Source organism: Frigidibacter sp. MR17.24, assembly GCF_037095655.1.
Taxonomy (GTDB): Bacteria; Pseudomonadota; Alphaproteobacteria; order Rhodobacterales; family Rhodobacteraceae; genus Frigidibacter.
In genome coordinates, this window is record NZ_JBAWKE010000006.1 from 55,684 (window position 1) to 72,075 (window position 16,392).

Below are 16,392 nucleotides of genomic sequence, written 5' to 3' on the forward strand. Positions count from 1 at the left end.
CCGTCTTCCTGCCCCGCTCTGCCCGTCGCCCGCTGCGAGGACTGTGTCCGTGCAGCGCCGGGGGGCAGGGATGGCACGGATCACCTATCGCGGGCAGATCGGCGGCGGCGTCTACGCGGCCGGGATCACCCAGATCGAGACCTTCGTGACCGCCACGGGCGTCACGCTTCTGACCGACAACGGCGAAAACGGCGGCTTTGACAGCTATCGGCTGGCGAGCGGCGCCAAGGCGTCGGCGCTCGATTCGCAAAAGCTGCCCTCCACCGGCAACACGCTCGTCCCCTCGGTGTTCGGCGTCGCCCGGATCGGCGACGAGGCCCGCCTGATCAGCCCCGGCGGCGACGGGTTCGACCTGCAGAACCTTGCCGCCGACGGCACGATCCGGCGCTGGGGCGAGGCGGCGGGACCGGGCCGGGCCACGGCCTTCGCCTCGGACTGCGAGATCGGCGGGCGCACGGTCTTCGTGGCCGAGGGCGACACGATCCGCAGCCTGCGCGTCAACGCCGACTTCACCTTCACCCAGGTCGGCGCGGCGGTCCGCGCCCCGCAATACGACGGGCAGACCACGGCGATGACCGTGGCCGCGGTCGGCGGCCAGAGGTTCCTGATCAGTGCCTCGGGCTTTGGCGACGGCCTCACCGCCTGGCGCATCGACCCGGTGACCGGCGCGCTGTCGGCCAAGGGCGCGGTCGGCATCGACGAGGGACTGGGGATCGATGCGCCCGCCGCGCTCGAGGCGGTGACGGTCGGCGGGCGCAGCTATGTCGTCGTGGCGGCGACGGGCAGCGGCTCGCTCAGCGTGCTCGCGCTCGGCTCGGATGGCAGCCTGACGCCGGTCGACCACGTGATCGACACGCTGGACACCCGGTTCGGCCAGGTGGTGGCGATGGATGTCGTCTCGGTCGCCGGGCGCGCCTTCGTTCTGGCCGGGGGCGGCGACAGCGGGCTCACGCTGCTCGAGCTGCTGCCGGACGGCCAGCTGGTCTGGCGCGAGACGATCGTCGACACCGCCGGCATGACGCTCGACCATGTCTCGGCGATCCGCGCGATCGCGGTCGGGTCCGAGCTGCAGATCTTCGTGGCCTCGTCGACCGAGCCGGGGCTGGCGCAGTTCGGCCTGTCGCTGACCGGGCTTGGCGGCACGATCCAGGCGACCGCGCTTGGCGGCGCCCTCGCCGGTGCCGGTCTCGACGACCTGCTGATCGGCGGCGCCGGGGCCGACCAGATCCTGGGCAACGGCGGCGACGACATCCTGGTCGACGGCGCGGGCAGCGACACGATGCGCGGCGGCTCCGGGGCCGATCTCTTCGTGCTGTCGGCCGACGGCAGCCGCGACGTGATCCTGGATTTCGAGGTCGGGACCGACCGGCTCGACCTGTCGCACTGGTCGATGCTGCGCTCGGCGGCGGCGCTCGGGGTCCAGTCGACCGCGTGGGGGGCGATCGTCACCTGGCGCGACGAGCGGCTTGACGTCTACAGCGCCGACGGCCGGAGCCTTTCGGCGGCGCAGCTGTTCCCGGCCGGGCTCGAGCAGCCGGACCGCCCGCTGCTGGTCATCGGCCTGCCCGACATCCCGCGCGCCACGCAAGGGGCCGACAGGATCGTGCTCAGCTCGCCGGGCCTGTGGCTGGACGGCCTTGGCGGCAACGACACGCTGACCGGCAGCGTCGGGTCCGACACGATCCTCGGCGGCGCCGGGCACGACCTGATCGACGGCGGCGACTGGGCCGACTGGCTCGAGGGCGGCACCGGCAACGACACGATCCGCGGCGGCGCCGGCAACGACCGCGTCTGGGGCGACCTCGGGCGCGACCGGGTGATGCTGGGGCTTGGCAACGACCGCTACGAGGATCGCGACGGCACCGACGTCACCAGCGCCGACATCGTCTGGGGCTTCGCCGGCAACGACACCATCCTGTGCGCCGCCGGCAACGACACGATCTATGGCGAGGACGGCGAGGACAGCCTCGAGGGCGGCATCGGCAACGACCAGATCTGGGGTGGCAACGGCTTCGACACGATCCTGGGCGGCGACGGCAACGACACCGTCGGCGGCGGCAACGGGCGCGACCTGATCTTCCTCGGGGCGGGCAACGACCTGTGCTACGACTCGCCCCAGGACGATCCGAAGGGCAACGACAGCATCTACGGCGGCGATGGCAACGACACGATCCTGGCGCGCGGCGGCGCCGACCGGATCTGGGGCGAGGCCGGCAACGACAGCCTCGAGGGCGGGGCGGGCGCGGACACGATCTGGGGCGGCGACGGCGACGACGTGATCCGGGCCGGCGACGGCGACGACATCGTCTACGGCGGCACGGGCCGCGACCGCGCCCTGCTTGGCGCCGGCAACGACTGGTACGAGGACGAGGCGGGCGAGGGCGCGACGGCGGCGGACATCGTCTGGGGCTTCGACGGCAACGACACGATCCGCACCGGCGGCGGCGCCGACACGCTGTACGGCGAGACCGGCAACGACCTGCTGGACGGCGGCACCGGCGACGACCTGCTCTACGGTGGCGCGGGCGCCGACCGGCTGATCGGCGGCACCGGCAACGACGTCATGGTCGGCGGCGTCGGCGGCGACAACTTCGTGTTCCATTTCGCCGACGGTGCCGACCGGATCCTCGATTTCGATTCCGCGGTCGACAAGCTGGTGTTCGAGGGCTTCGCGACCCCGCCGGCGATCCTGTTCACCACCGTCGGCGACGACCTGCGGCTGGACTACGGCAGCGGCACGATCCTGCTCGATGACGTCCGCTCGGGCGAGATGACCGGCGACGTCTTCGTCTTTGCCTGATCAGCCAAGCGACAGGCGGTCGCGCGCGCGGTTCAGCAGCAGCAGCCCCAGCAGCAGCGGGCCCGCGCCGCAGATCACCGGCCACAGCACCGCGTGGTCGCGCGCGTGGTAGAACGGGTACAGGCCCAGCCGCAGCTCGGCCACCGGCTGCACCACCGGGTTCAGCCGGATCCAGTCGTCCCAGGGGCGGGGCACGTGCTCTGGCAGGAACAGGATCGTCGAGACCAGGAACAGCGGCCGGGTCGCGATGCCCCAGATCCGTTCCCAGACCGGCACCAGGTGGAACAGCGCGCAGTTCATCGCCCCGAAGCCAAGCCCGAGGAAGGCGGTCAGCGCATAGGCGAGCGCGAGGTGGCGCAGCCCGGGGTCGGCCGCCGCCCGCACCGTCAGGCCCAGCCCGCCCAGCACCAGCACCGCGACCACCAGGTGGGTGAGCGCGGCCAGCAGGAACCGCGCCGCCAGCAGGTCGATCGGGCGCACTGCGGGAAAGGCCATCAGCGGGCGCGAAAATCTGAGCGACTGCGCGCAACGCCCCGATATGTCGAGAAAGATCGAGAACGGCAGGTAGCCCGACGCGTAGAACAGCGCAAAGCTCGAGCCCAGCGGCGGCGCGTGCAGCGCCAGCGAGAAGCACAGCGCCAGCAGCAGGATCGCCCCCAGCGGCTCGGCCAGCGCCCAGAGATAGCCGCCGGGCGAACGCCCGAAGGTCGACCCGATCTCGCGCAGCATCAGTGCCGGGATCGCCCGGCGCCGGCGGCCCGACGGGGCGCTGGCGGTGGCCATGGGGGCCTTATGCATTCGTTCACCATTCTGGCGGCTAGCTGGTCGCATCACCGGCAGTCTCCTGCCGCGACCTTTCCGAAGCGCTAACGGCGCCCTGCCGCGAGGAGGCGACGCTGACCACCCCGCCAGACCACCCCACCACCGCCCCCGCCGCCGAGGTCGACCCCGATCCGGCGGTGATGCGCTCGCTGCTGCGCCGGCTGACCGATGGCCCGGGCCAGCCGCCCCCACCGAGCCCCCAACCGAGCCCCCAACCGGGCCCCGCGCTCAGCCCCGCACCAAGCCCCGCACCAAGCCCCGCACCAAGCGCGGCGCCGGTGCCCAAACCGCCCGCCGTTCCGGTCGCGCAGGCCGGGCCGCCAGCACGGCTGCCGGCACAGGGCGACGGCGCGCGCAAGCTGCGTCGCGGGCCGGGGCAGGGCAGTGGCCAGGGCGGCGGTCACGACGGCGGTCAGGGCGGTCGTCCGGGTGGGGGACCGGGGCAGGGTCCCGGACCGAACCGCGGCCCCGGGAAGTCCGGGCAGGGCCGCCCCAAGGCGCCGATGCTGCCGCGCCGCGCGCCCGGGATCGATGTGTCGCCGCTGCCGCCGCCGCTGGAACCCGGCTCGGCCGCGCGCCGGCGTGGCCGGTTGCGGGGGGCGCTCGGCTTCTGCGCGGTCGTGCTGCTGCCGCTCGCGGTGATCGCCGCCTACCTGTGGCTGGTGGTCGCCGACCAATATGCCTCGACCGCCTCGTTCTCGGTCCAGCGCGAGGAACCGGCGCCGGCGATGGGGATGCTCGCGGGGCTGGCGGGGCTGACGCAGGGCAGCTCATCGGACACCGACATCCTCTACGACTTCCTGGAGAGCCAGGAGCTGGCCGCCCGGATCGATCGCCGGTTCGACCTCGCCGCGATCTATCCGCGGGCACCGGCGCCCGCCTGGCCGGACCCGGTGTTCACCCTTGCCCCCGACGCCCGGATCGAGGAGCGCCACGCGCTCTGGCTGCGGATGCTGAGCATCGATTACGACCAGCAGGAGGGGGTGATCGCGCTGACACTGCGGGCCGGGGACCCGGCGACGGCGCAGCGCCTGGCCCAGGCGGTGATCGAGGAATGCACAAGCATGATCAACGCCTTGTCCGGCACGGCGCGCGCGGACGCCATGGCGAGCGCGCGCAGCGAGCTGGCCCTGGCCGAGGCGCGGCTGCGCAAGGCGCGCCAGGATCTGACCGGCTTCCGCCTGCGCCACCAGATCGTCGATCCCTCGGACGACGTCTCGAGCCAGATGGGCGTGATCGACACCCTGAACGAGGAGCTTGCCGCCCTGCAGGTCGAGATCGAGATGCTGCGCCGGACCACCCGGCCCGATGATCCGCGCATCGCCATGCGGCAAGAGAAACTGTCCGTGCTGCAGGAGCGGATCGCGTCCGAGCGCACCCGTCTGGGCGTCGGCGCGGACGGCTATCCGGCGGTCGTCGCCGCCTACGAGGGCCTGGAGGTCGATCGCGAATTCGCCGAGCAGGGCTGGCTGGCGGCGCGCAGCGCGCTGGACGCCGCCCGGCTCGCCGCCGATCGCCAGAGCCGATACCTCGCGACCCACGTGCCGCCAAGCCTCGCCGAGACCGCGCAGTACCCGCAGCGCTGGCGCATCCTCGCGGTCGCGGGCTTCCTGCTGGCCCTGGGCTGGTCGGTGGCGCGGCTCGTGTCCTGGTCGGTGCGCGAGGGCGCGGGGTGATCACGCTCGAGGGGGTCAGCCGCAGCCTGCGGCGCGGTGGCAGCACGCTGGTGGTGGCCGACCGGATCTGGGCCGCCTTCCCGCCCGGCCGGTCGGTCGCGCTGCTGGGGCGCAACGGCGCCGGCAAGTCGACGCTGCTGCGCATGATCGCCGGGCTCACCCCGCCCGATGCCGGCCGCGTGCGCCGGCGCGGCAGCGTGTCCTGGCCCGTCGGATTCGCGGGCGGGTTCCACCCGGACCTGACCGGCGCCGCGAACCTGGCGCTGGTGGCGCGGCTCTACGGCGTCGATCCCGCGCAGCTTGTCGATTTCGTCACCCGGCAGGCCGACCTCGGCCCCGCGCTGTCGCAGCCCTTCCGGCTCTATTCCTCCGGGATGCGCGCGCGGCTCGCCTTCTCGGCCTCGATGGCGATCCGCTTCGACACCTATCTCGTGGACGAGATCACGGCCGTCGGCGACCAGGCGTTCCGGGCCCGCAGCGAGGCGTTGCTGGCCGACCGGCTGGGCCGGTCGGGGGCGATCGTCGTGTCGCACTCGCTGCCGCTGCTGCGCCGGGTCTGCGACTGCGGCGCCGTGCTCGAGGCCGGGCGGCTGACGCTGCACGACGATCTCGAGGCCGCGATCGCGCACCATCTCGCCGATCTGCGGGAACCGTCGCCGAATCCGGCCGACGGTAGGGGCACGTTAACCGCGTCGCCGCGATGATCGCGACACGACGGCGGCGACCGGCCGCCGAGAAGGAGGATACATGCTGCGCGACCCCATTCTCGTGGTCGGGGCGGGCCTGTCGGGCGCCGTCATCGCCCGCGAGCTTGCCCTGGCCGGCCACCCCGTCACCGTGTTCGAGGCGCGCGACCACGTCGCCGGCAACTGCCACACCCGCCGCGATCCCGACACCGGCGTGATGGTCCATGTCCATGGGCCGCACATCTTCCACACCGACGACAGCGCGGTCTGGGACTATGTGACCGGCTTCGCGCGGTTCCGCCCGTTCCGCAACCAGGTGAAGACCACCGTGCGCGGGCAGGTCTACTCGATGCCGATCAACCTGCACACGATCAACCAGTTCTTCGGCCTCGCCCTGCGCCCGGACGAGGCGCGCGCCTTCGTCGCGGCGCAGGCGATCCGCGGCCCGGGCGTGCCCGAAAGCTTCCGCGACCAGGCGCTGGCCCTGGTCGGACCCGCGCTCTACGAGGCTTTCCTCGAGGGCTATACCCTCAAGCAGTGGGGCCGCTCGCCGGCAGAGCTTCCCGCCTCGGTGCTCAAGCGCCTGCCGCTGCGGTTCTCCTATGATGACAACTACTTCTTCCACCGCCACCAGGGCATGCCGGAAGCGGGCTACACCGCCATGGTCGAGGCGATCCTCGACCATCCCAACATCGCGGTGCACCTGCGCCGGCCCTATCAGCGCGGGGACGAGGCGGACTTCGCGCATTGCTTCCATTCGGGCCCGCTCGACCTGTTCTTCGGCGCCGACCTCGGCCGGCTGCCCTATCGCACGCTCGATTTCGAACATCAGGTCGTCGAGGGCGACTGGCAGGGCTGCGCGGTGATGAACTATGCCGATGCGGACGTGCCCTGGACCCGGATCACCCAGCACGGCCATTTCGCGCCGTGGGAAAGCCGGGCGCGCGGCATCATCTCGCGCGAGTACAGCCGCGCGGCGGGCGAGGGCGACACGCTCTACTACCCGGTGCGCCTGGTGGCCGAGACCGCGCTGCTGGCCGCCTATCAGGCCCGGGCGGCGCAGCTCGACCGGATGACCTTCGTCGGCCGGCTGGGCACCTACCGCTATCTCGACATGGACGTGACGATCCGCGAGGCGCTGGACACGGCCCGCGGCTTCCTCGCCAGCGGCGCGGCCGCCGAGCCGCTGCGGGCGGCCGGATGATGCAGCTGCATGCCGTTGTCGTGACCCACAACCGCCGCGAGCAGCTGCAAAGCACGCTGACGGCGCTGCTGCAGGAACCGGTCGACGTGGTCCATGTCGTCGACAACGGTTCCTGCGACGGCACGGCCGAGATGCTGGCGCAGATCCCCGATGCCCGGCTGCGGCGCCATGGCCAGGCGGAGAATCTCGGCGGTGCCGGCGGCTTTGCCTGCGGCATGGCCGCGGCGGTCGCCGCGGGGGCGGACTGGCTGGTGCTGATGGACGACGACGGCCGGCCCGAGCCGGGGGCGATCGCCCGGTTCCGCGCGCTGGCACCGGCGGGGCCGGACGCGGTGGCGGCGGCGGTCAGGCTGCCCGACGGCCGGATCTGCGAGATGAACCGCCCCGGGCTCAACCCCTTTGCCCGGCCCGGCCTGTTCCTGCTGATGGCCCTGGGCGGGCTCGGGCGGTTCCGGCTGCCAGATCCCGCCTATGACGCCCCGGCGCCGCGGCCTGCCGATGCCGCGTCCTTCGTCGGGCTGTTCCTGAGTGCCGCGGCGGTGCGCCGGGTCGGGCTGCCCGATGCCGGGCTCTTCATCTACGGCGACGACGTCCTCTATTGCCTGCGGCTGCGGGCGCAGGGGCTGACGCTGTGGTTCGACCCGCGGCTGCGCTTCATCCACGATTGCCGGACGCTCGAGGGGCGGCACCGCATCTTCCGCCCGGTCTGGAAGACCTATTACCACCACCGCAACCTGATCCTGGTGCTGCGGGCGGCGGCCGGTGCGCCGCTGGCGGCACTGGTGGTCCCGCTCGCGCTTCTGGTCTGGACGGCGCGGGTGCGCTTCTATCCGCGCCCCGAACGGCGCCGGTATCTCGGGCTGCTGTGGCGCGCGGCGCTCGACGGGATCCGGCTGCGCACCGACCGGACCCTGGCCGAGGTGCAGCGTCAGGCCGGCCCGTTCCCGGCGGAGGGCGCCGCGGCCGCCGCCCCGGCCGGGCGCGCGGATGGCGCGCCGGAACGGCGGGCGGCATGAGGGTCTGCCTGTTCATCGGCCACCACAAGGTGGGCTCGACCGCGCTGCAGGCCTTCCTGTCGCGCAACGCGGGCGCGCTGGCGCGGGCCGGCATCCTCTACCCTCCGGTCGAGAGCGAGGGGATGGCGATCCTGCTGCGCCAGCTCGCGGATCCCGAGGCGCCCGCCCAGACCAGCTTCAACGCGCGCGAGCCGCACAACGCGCTGGTCTTCCGCATGAAGCACGAGGCGCTCGGCGCCGGGGTGCCGCCCTGGCACCCCGGCCTGCCCTCGGTGCACCAGATGCTGCTGTCAATCGCGAACCAAGTCCGGTTCCTGCAGCCGCGGGCCATCATCCTGTGCGCCGAAAGCTTCTCGACGCTCGCGGACCGCCCGGCACTGATCGACCGTCTCGCGCAGCTGTTCGCAAGCGCCGATGTCAGCCTGCACTGCACCCTGCGCCGGCCAGACCGGCATCTCGCCTCGTGGCACGCGCAGCGGCTGCGCTTCGGCGAGGCACCGGAGCCCCTGAGCGGCGCCGGGCTCGACGATTATCTCGACACGATCCACGTCGACTACGCCCGGGTGATCGAGGCGTGGCGCGCGGCCTTCCCGCGCGCACGGCTGTCGCTGCGCCGCTATGACGAGGTGCTGGCGGCCGGCGGCTCGATCGAGGATTTCCGGCTGGAAAGCGGGCTGGACTTCCCCGACGGGCTCGAGGCCCCCGAGCGGTTGAACCCCTCGCTGCACCCGGCGCTGATCGCGATCGGCCGGCGGATCACGCTGCAGTCGGCGCCCGGGCAGGCGATCCCGGTGATCGAGGCCCTGATCGAGGCGTCCTCGGGCCTGGGCGATCCGGCGCCGCGCGAGGTCGAGCTACTGGGGCCTGCGAACCGCGCCCGGCTCGCGGCCCGGTTCGCGCCGATCGCCGCCCGGCTCGATGCCGTCGCGGGGCGCCGGCTGTTCCCCGATCTCGACGGGCTGGCGCAGCTGCGGCCGGTCGACGAGGCGCAGGCCCAGGAGGCGCTGCTGCCGCGGGTGCTGGCGCGCCTGCCCAGGGATGTCGCGCGCCTCGTCCGCCGCGCGACCACCGAGGATCAACCCGCATGACCATGCCTCCGTCACCGCCGCCCGAAATCCTGCAAAACGTCATCCTGCCCGAGCCCGGGCTCTGCACCGAGCCCGAGCTTTACTATCATGCCGAGGGCGTGGTCTCGCTGGATCTCGAGCGGGGCGAGCTGCGGCTGGAGCGGGGCGCCCAGCTGCGGTTCGACAGCTATTTCAACATGCTGTCGATCGCGAAATGGCACTGGAACGGCCCGGTCGAGGCGCTGGCGCTGCGGCTGCGGGCGCAGGGCCATTTCGAGCTGCGGGTGCTGCAGGCCAGCCCGGGACAATCCTGGATGCTGCTTGCCTCGCAGGTGCTGCGCCTGGCGCGCGAGGGCGAGGTTACGGTGGCGCTGGCGCCCGACACGACCGTTCCGGGCAGCGTCCTGTGGTTCGAGCTGCGCGCGCTGGGCCCCAGCCGGCTTGCCGGCGCGGCCTATCAAGCCGCGGCCGTGCCGGGGCCGCGGCCGCGGCTGGCGATCTGCATCACCACCTACCGGCGCGAGGCCGCGGCGCGGGCGACCGCCGCGCGGCTCGAGGCGCACCTCGCCGCCAGCGGCGCCGGCGGGCGGATGCGGGTCTTCGTGATCGACAATGGCGGCACGCTGACGCTGCCGCCGTTGCAGCATGTCGAGCGGCTTGCCAACCCCAACCTCGGCGGGGCCGGCGGCTTCGCGCGCGGTCTGGCCGAGGCGCGGGCGCGGGGCTTCAGCCATTGCCTGTTCATGGATGACGATGCCGCCATCCCGCTCGAGGCGCTGCACCGGGCCGAGGGGCTGCTGGCGCGGGCGCGGGACCCGCGCCGGGCGGTTGCGGCCGCGATGATCTCGACGCGGCATCGCTGGGCGCTGTGGGAGGCGGGGGCGCGGTTCGACCTGCGCTGTCGCCCCGAGCAGGGCGGGCGCGACCTGCGCCGCCGCGACGAGGTCCTCGCGCTCGAGCTTGCGACCTCGGGCCCGGTCCCGCCGGACTTCTACGCGGGGTTCTGGTTCTTCGCCTTCCCGATCGCCGGGCTTCGGGCCGAGCCGTTCCCGTTCTTCGTGCGCGGCGACGATGTCAGCTTCTCGCTGGCCAACGATTTCGCGCCGGTGCGGATGAATGGCATCGTCGCCTTCCAGGACGATTTCGTCGAGAAGGAAAGCCCGACGACCCGCTACCTCGACCTGCGCAGCCATCTGGTGCATCACCTCTCGCTGCCCGGGCTGGCGCGGGGGCGGCTGGCGCTGGCGATGATGCCGCTGGGCTTCGTCATGGCCTCGATCGCGCGCTTCCACTACGACAGCGCCGCGGCCGAGCTGACGGCCTGGGCCGACGTGCTCGAGGGGCCGCGGATCTTCGCGGACGCGCCCGGGGCCGAGGCGCGGCGGCGCGCGCTTGCTGCCGACACGATCGACGAGCGGCGCGGGCTGCCGCCGCCGGTGGCGCCGCGCCGGCTGTTGCTGCGCTTCCGGCTGTTCCGGGCGCTGTTGCGGCTGACGCTGAACGGCCACGGGCTGCCGTTGCGGCGGCTTTGGGCCGGGCGGGCGGCGATCCACGCGGAAGAGCGGGCAAGCCGCGACCGGGTGCTGGGCTGCGACCGCTACAGCGTCACCTTCCGCGCGGATGGCAGCCGCTATGTCGTGCAACGCAGCGACCGGCGGGCGGCGTCGCTGCTGTGGCGGGCCTGCGCGCTCGCGCTGCGGCAGCTGCGCGGGCATGACGCGCTGACCCAGAGCTATCGCGCCGCCTATCCCCAGCTGACGCGCCCCGAATTCTGGGCGCGCCATTTCGATCCGGCGGTGGCCGACCCGCCCGCCGAGCCCGGATCAGGTCCGGGCGCGCGGGCGGATGCGGCCTGAGCCGCGCCCGCGGGGCTAGACCACCGGGCGCATCGGATCCGGGCGCATCAGATCGCGCCCAACAGCACAAGGACCAGCAGCACGACCACCACGAGCCCGACGCCGCCCGAGGGACCGTAGCCCCAGCTGCGGGAATGGCCCCACGTCGGCAGGACGCCGATCAGGATCAGGATCAGGATGATAAGCAGTATGGTGCCAAGCGTCATGGCGTCCTCCCATTGCCGCGACGCCCCGGGCCGGGGCGTCGCCTGTCGGGAGCAAGCCGCGAGCCCGGCCGGCGGTTCCCTGACCCCGACACGCCGGTCGCCGCAGGGCAAAGCCCCCGGCGCGCGGCGACAGCCGCGACAGGGGGGTGCGACCGGGGGCCGCGGGCGGGCGTGGTCAGGTCGGCAGTGGTCAGTGGTCGGCCATACCATGGTCAGCCGGGCGGTGATCGACCGGGGGGCAGTCGATCGGGGCGCAGTCAGTCAGGGCACGGTCGATCAGGCCGTCGTCAGCCTCGCGGTGAGCGTACTGGCGACGGCCGGGCCGGCGGTAGTCAGCCCTGCGGGCGCTCGGCCCAGCCCGCGAAGATCTTCTCGAGCGCGACGACCGCGTAGTAGAGCACGATGCCCAGGAAGGCGAGCGCGATCAGGACCGCGAACATCAGGGGATAGTCGCCGTTGGTCTCGCCCGACTTGAACAGCGCGCCCAGGCCGCGACCGTGGGGCGAGACGATCTCGACCAGGTTGGTGCCGATGAAGGCGAGCGTGACCGAGACCTTCAGCGCCCCGAAGAACTCGGGCAGTGTCTTGGGCAGCGCGATCTTGCGGAAGATCGTGAAGCGCGACGCGCCGAGCGAGCGCAGGATGTCGCGGTATTCCGGTTCGAGCGTCGAGAGCCCGATGCCGACCGAGACCGCGATCGGGAAGAACGAGATCAGGAAGGCCATCAGCACGGTGTTGAAGTCGTGCCGGCCGATGAACAGCAGCGACAGCACCGGCACCAGCGTGGCCTTGGGTACCGCGTTGAACCCCACCAGCAGCGGATAGAGCGCGTCGCGCATCAGCTTGGAAAAGCCCATGATCATGCCCAGGAACAGCCCGAACACCACCGCGAGCGCCAGCCCCGCCACCGTGCGCCACAGCGTCTGCCAGCCCATGACCAGAAACAGGTTCCAGAACCGCGCATAGGCCGCCGGCAGGTCCGAGGGCGAGGCCATGACATAGTTCGGCCAGCCGTTCGCCCAGACCAGCAGTTCCCAAAGCGCGAGGAAGATGACGATGGCGGCCAGCGGCACGCCGACCTTCTGCAGACGGTCCATCAATGCGCCCCCCCGTCGCGGCCCTGCGCGATCCGGATCTGGTCGCGCAGGATGTGCAGCATCTCGGCCACCTCGGGCGTGTAGAGGATGTCGAGCGTGCGATCGGCCGGCAGATCGACCTTCATCACGTATTGCGTCGTCGCCGGCCGGCCCGACAGCACGATCACCTGGTCGCCCAGGAACACGCTTTCGCGCAGGTCGTGGGTGATCAGCACGCAGGTGAAGGGCTCCTTGGCGCGCAGCTCGCGCATGGTCTGCCACAGGTCCTCGCGGGTGAAGTTGTCGAGTGCGCCGAAGGGTTCGTCCATGATCAGCACGTCGGGCTTGTGCACGATCGCGCGGCACAGCGAGGCGCGCTGGCGCATGCCGCCCGAAAGCTCCGACGGGCGCTTGCCCTCGAACCCCGCAAGGCCCACCATCGCCAGAAGCTCGCGCGCGCGGGCCTCCTTCTGCGCCTTCGGCATCGAGGGCGCGACGATCTCCAGCGGCAGGATCACGTTTTCCAGGATCGTGCGCCATTCCAGCATGACCGGGTTCTGGAACGCCATGCCCACGGTCTTGCGCGGGCTTCTGACCAGCTCGCCGTGCAGCCAGACCTCGCCGCGGTCGGGCTTCATCAGCCCCGCGACCAGCTTCGTCAGCGTCGACTTCCCGCAGCCCGAGGGGCCGACGACGGCGCAGAATTCGCCCTCGGGCACCGCGACATTGAGGTCGTTCAACACCGGCAGCGGGCCGGCCTTGGTCTTGTAGGCGTGGGTCACGCCCTTGATGTCGATGAGATTTGTCACGCCGTCCCCGCGCGGTTGATCCCCCGGGGGCCATCGGTCCCCGGGGTGCAGCCCTCACTGTGCAGTCGTCACGCTGCGGCCGTCATTCCAGCATCATGCCGTCGGTGGGCAGGTAGTCGGCGGTGAAATAGGTCGCCGCCTCGGGCGTGGTCTTGAACGCGTAGACCGTGCCCGTCTGCGCGATCGCCTTGTCCATGCGCGCCGCGTCGATGCCGCCCATGCCGTGCTCCTTCACCCAAGGGGTCAGCACGTTGTCGTCGATCGCCATCTGCAGCCGCTCGGTCTCGAGCGCCTTGTCCGCGGCAGGGTTGCGCTTGAGCAGCGCGTCGACTGCGGTGCCCGGATCGGCGACGGCATCCTTCCAGCCCATCGCCACCGCCTTGAGGAAGCCGGTGATCTCCTCGGGATGCGCGGCGGCGTAGTCGGCATTGGCGATGATCGCATTGCCATAGAGCGCGACGCCGTGGTCGGCCATCAGGATGGTCGAGATGTCGTCGGCCGGGACCTGAAGCCGCTTGAGGTTCAGCACCGACGAGAACGAGAAGCCGGTGATCGCGTCGACATTGCCCTGCGCCAGCATCGGCTCGCGCACCGGGAAGCCGACGGGGTCGACGGTGATCGACGCCATGTCGAGCCCGTTTTCCGCCGCGAAGATCGGGAACTGCGCCCAGGCGCCGTCGGGCGGCGGCGCGCCCAGCTTCTTGCCGGCGAGGTCGGCGGGTTCCGACACGCCCAGCGACTTGCGCCCGACGACCGCGAAGGGCGGCTTGTCATAGACCATCATCACCGCGATCACCGGCGCGCCGGGGTTCTGGTCGAGGAATTTCATCAGGCTGTTGATGTCGGCAAAGCCCACCGGGAAGGCGCCGGTGGCGACCTTCGGGATCGCGTCGAGCGAGCCCGCGCCCTCGGAGATCTCGACCGCGAGGCCCGCTTCGGTGAAATAGCCCTTGTCGAGCGCGAGGAAGTAGGGGGCGGCGGGGCCCTCGAACTTCCAGTCCAGCGCGAAGGGCATGGCGGTCTGGGCGGCGCCGGGGCCGGCGAAGGCGGCAAGGCTCGCGGCGGCGGCGAAGGCGGCGGCCGTCAGGCGATGGAACACGGGTCTCTCTCCCTTGGTCTGGTTGTGGTGCCAGACTGCGCCGCGGCCGGGCGCCGCGCGAGGGGTGCCGGGGCGGCACGCGGCCGCGGCGGGGCCGGGCGCCCGCAAAAGAAGCGACGCGCCGGCGACTGCCGAAATCATGGGCGCGCGCGCGGAGGGGGATGCATCGGCAGGCGCAGGCGCAGGAAGCCGGCCGGGGTCGTGCCCAGCACCTCGGCCCCAAGGCTGGCCAGCATCCGGTCGTCCTGTGCCGCCTCGGGCGCGGTGTCGACAAGTGCCGTCGCGCCGGGCACGGGCGCGAACTGCCAGGCCCGCTCGGGTTCCGCATCAAGCCGGCCGGTGCGGGCGAATTCCTCGACCAGGATGTCGCGGGCGGGCGCGCGCGAGACATAGATCGGCTCGCCCGGCGCGGTGGTGGCGCGGTGGCTGTTGGTCGCGATCACGAAGGGCTGGTCGGGTTCGACCGGGATGCCGGCATGGCACAGGTCGAGGATCCGGCCGCCGGCGCCGCAGGCCGCTTGCGACAGGTCGATGCGATAGCTGAGGCCGAAGAGCGTGTCGAAGGTCCAGGGCGGGACATCGGCATTGATCAGCGGCTGGTCGGCGACGCCGGGGCGCAGGCGGCGGAAGATCCGCGCGGCCTGTTCCAGCCAGCTGCGCAGGTCGCGGCCGGTGACACGCAGCGCGACCAGCCGGTTGCCGAACGGGTACAGGTCGGCGACGTGGCGATAGCTCACCGTGCCGCGCGGGATCAGCGCGTAATGGCCCGGCCCGTAGCGCCCGCCCGACCGGAACGGCGCCACGGCCGAGACCAGCGGCAGCCGCGCCTCGGGCCGGCCGTCGAGCGCGCGGGCGACATGGCCGGCTTGGGCGCGGGCGACGATCTGCAGCGCGGACGAGCTGGCGACCAGCGCGAAATGGGTCGAGACCGGGCGATCGAGCCGCGCGACCGGCCGGCGGGCCAGGGCGACGGCGGCGCGGTGGGCCGGCGTCTCGGGCGGCAGCGGCGCCTTGGTCCCGCGCAGAAGCTCCGCCTGGCGGCCGGTGACCTGCCAGGCCTGGCCCTGCCACTCCAGCGCCAGCCGCGCGACACCCAGTTGCAGCCCCTGCGGGCCCGGCAGCACGATGGCGCGGTCGCGGGTGGTGGCGACATGCGGCAGGTGGCTGTGGCCAAGCGCCAGCAGGTCGATGCCCGGCAGCGCGGCCAGCGCGTGGCCCGCGTTCTCCATCCCCGGCTCGGCAAGCTGCGGGCCGAAGCCCGTGTGCGCGAGCGCGATCACCACGTCGCAGCGCGCGCGCAGCGCGGGCAGCCGTTCGCGCGCCGCGGCCATGATGTCGCCGATCTCGGCCCGGTCGTGCAGGTGGTGGCGGTTCCACAGCGCCGTCTGCGGCGGCAGCAGGCCCAGCACCCCGATCCGCAGCGGCCGGCGCGCCCCGTCGTCGCACAGCACCCGCCGCTCGAGCACGATGTCCCTGGGCAGCGCCCCGGCGCCGCTGCGGCGCAGGTTGGCGCAGGTCACCGGGTGCGCCGCCGCGGCCAGCGCCCGGTCGAGCCGGTCGAGGCCATAGTCGAAATCGTGGTTCCCCAGACCCGCCGCGTCGTAGCCCAGCGCGTTCAGCGCCGCGATCGCGGGGTGGGGGGCGTTCCAGGCCTCTCCCGCAAGCCGCGCCGCCTCGTCCGCAAGGAGATTGCCCTGCAGCAGGTCGCCATTGTCCAGAAGCAGCGTGTTCGGCTCGGCCGCGCGCAGCCGGGCGATGACCGGCGCCAGCCTGTGCAGACCGCCGCTGCGCGACGGCCGGTCGCGCAGGTAGTCCCATCCGCTGACCTCGCAGTGCAGGTCCGACGTGACCATCACGGTCAGTCGCGCCGTCGCCACGGCCGGTCTCGATACAGCTGCCGTCACTTGTCACCCCCGTACGGCCGGGCAGGCGGCCTGATACCGTCCCCATCTGGCGCGGTCGGGGGGCTGTGTGTCAACCTTTACGCGAATGCTCGCCGCTTCGGGCCGTGGGGGCTTTCTCTCGGCCCCCCGCCATGGCACCAAGCCGGTGCCGGCACGACCGGCACGGGACCG

General features: G+C 72.5%; 13 protein-coding genes. 7 read left to right on the forward strand and 6 right to left on the reverse strand.

The genetic code is table 11. The features are described from left to right. The first annotated feature begins 70 nt into the window (after positions 1-70). On the forward strand, positions 71-2,800 hold the full coding sequence (locus tag V8J39_RS17400) for a M10 family metallopeptidase C-terminal domain-containing protein (RefSeq protein ID WP_336462218.1): 2,730 nt from the start codon (positions 71-73) through the stop codon (positions 2,798-2,800). Here the strand turns inward: V8J39_RS17400 and V8J39_RS17405 are convergent, their stop codons facing one another. Beyond that, the gene (locus tag V8J39_RS17405; protein ID WP_336462219.1) at positions 2,801-3,598 is read right to left on the reverse strand and encodes an ABC transporter permease; all 798 of its coding nucleotides are present in this window, start codon (positions 3,596-3,598) and stop codon (positions 2,801-2,803) included. It lies immediately after the preceding gene. A 527-nt stretch (positions 3,599-4,125) separates the two neighbouring features. Between V8J39_RS17405 and V8J39_RS17410 the strand changes: the two genes are divergently transcribed. Genes V8J39_RS17410 through V8J39_RS17435 form a run of 6 tightly spaced genes read left to right on the forward strand, consistent with a single transcriptional unit; the run spans position 4,126 to position 11,127 of the window. Next, the gene (locus V8J39_RS17410) at positions 4,126-5,298 is read left to right on the forward strand and encodes a sugar transporter (protein WP_336462220.1); all 1,173 of its coding nucleotides are present in this window, start codon (positions 4,126-4,128) and stop codon (positions 5,296-5,298) included. Beyond that, a complete protein-coding gene (locus V8J39_RS17415; RefSeq protein ID WP_336462221.1) occupies positions 5,295-6,002 on the forward strand; it encodes an ABC transporter ATP-binding protein in 708 nt (235 codons plus the stop codon). The genes V8J39_RS17410 and V8J39_RS17415 overlap by 4 nt, the downstream gene beginning before the upstream one ends. Positions 6,003-6,045: 43 nt before the next feature. Then, positions 6,046-7,188 (forward strand): UDP-galactopyranose/dTDP-fucopyranose mutase family protein, encoded by a 1,143-nt coding sequence (locus V8J39_RS17420; RefSeq protein WP_336462222.1) that lies wholly within the window; start codon positions 6,046-6,048, stop codon positions 7,186-7,188. Further along, the gene (locus V8J39_RS17425) at positions 7,185-8,204 is read left to right on the forward strand and encodes a glycosyltransferase (RefSeq protein WP_336462223.1); all 1,020 of its coding nucleotides are present in this window, start codon (positions 7,185-7,187) and stop codon (positions 8,202-8,204) included. The genes V8J39_RS17420 and V8J39_RS17425 overlap by 4 nt, the downstream gene beginning before the upstream one ends. Continuing rightward, positions 8,201-9,292 (forward strand): hypothetical protein, encoded by a 1,092-nt coding sequence (locus V8J39_RS17430; protein WP_336462224.1) that lies wholly within the window; start codon positions 8,201-8,203, stop codon positions 9,290-9,292. Before V8J39_RS17425 ends, V8J39_RS17430 begins: the two co-directional genes overlap by 4 nt. Then, positions 9,289-11,127 (forward strand): glycosyl transferase, encoded by a 1,839-nt coding sequence (locus tag V8J39_RS17435; RefSeq protein ID WP_336462225.1) that lies wholly within the window; start codon positions 9,289-9,291, stop codon positions 11,125-11,127. The genes V8J39_RS17430 and V8J39_RS17435 overlap by 4 nt, the downstream gene beginning before the upstream one ends. 47 nt (positions 11,128-11,174) lie before the next feature. Here V8J39_RS17435 and V8J39_RS17440 read toward each other — a convergent pair whose 3' ends face one another. From V8J39_RS17440 to V8J39_RS17460, 5 genes are all read right to left on the reverse strand, one after another. Then, the gene (locus V8J39_RS17440; protein ID WP_336462226.1) at positions 11,175-11,333 is read right to left on the reverse strand and encodes a DUF3309 family protein; all 159 of its coding nucleotides are present in this window, start codon (positions 11,331-11,333) and stop codon (positions 11,175-11,177) included. Positions 11,334-11,665: 332 nt separating this feature from the next. Continuing rightward, the gene (locus tag V8J39_RS17445; RefSeq protein WP_336462227.1) at positions 11,666-12,430 is read right to left on the reverse strand and encodes an ABC transporter permease; all 765 of its coding nucleotides are present in this window, start codon (positions 12,428-12,430) and stop codon (positions 11,666-11,668) included. Next, on the reverse strand, positions 12,430-13,218 hold the full coding sequence (locus V8J39_RS17450) for an ABC transporter ATP-binding protein (RefSeq protein WP_336462228.1): 789 nt from the start codon (positions 13,216-13,218) through the stop codon (positions 12,430-12,432). Before V8J39_RS17450 ends, V8J39_RS17445 begins: the two co-directional genes overlap by 1 nt. Positions 13,219-13,300: 82 nt before the next feature. Further along, entirely contained in the window at positions 13,301-14,317 is a 1,017-nt protein-coding gene (locus V8J39_RS17455; protein WP_336462229.1) for an ABC transporter substrate-binding protein, read from the reverse strand. Between the two features lie 137 nt (positions 14,318-14,454). After that, entirely contained in the window at positions 14,455-16,194 is a 1,740-nt protein-coding gene (locus tag V8J39_RS17460) for a 5'-nucleotidase C-terminal domain-containing protein (RefSeq protein WP_336462230.1), read from the reverse strand. Positions 16,195-16,392: the final 198 nt, after the last annotated feature.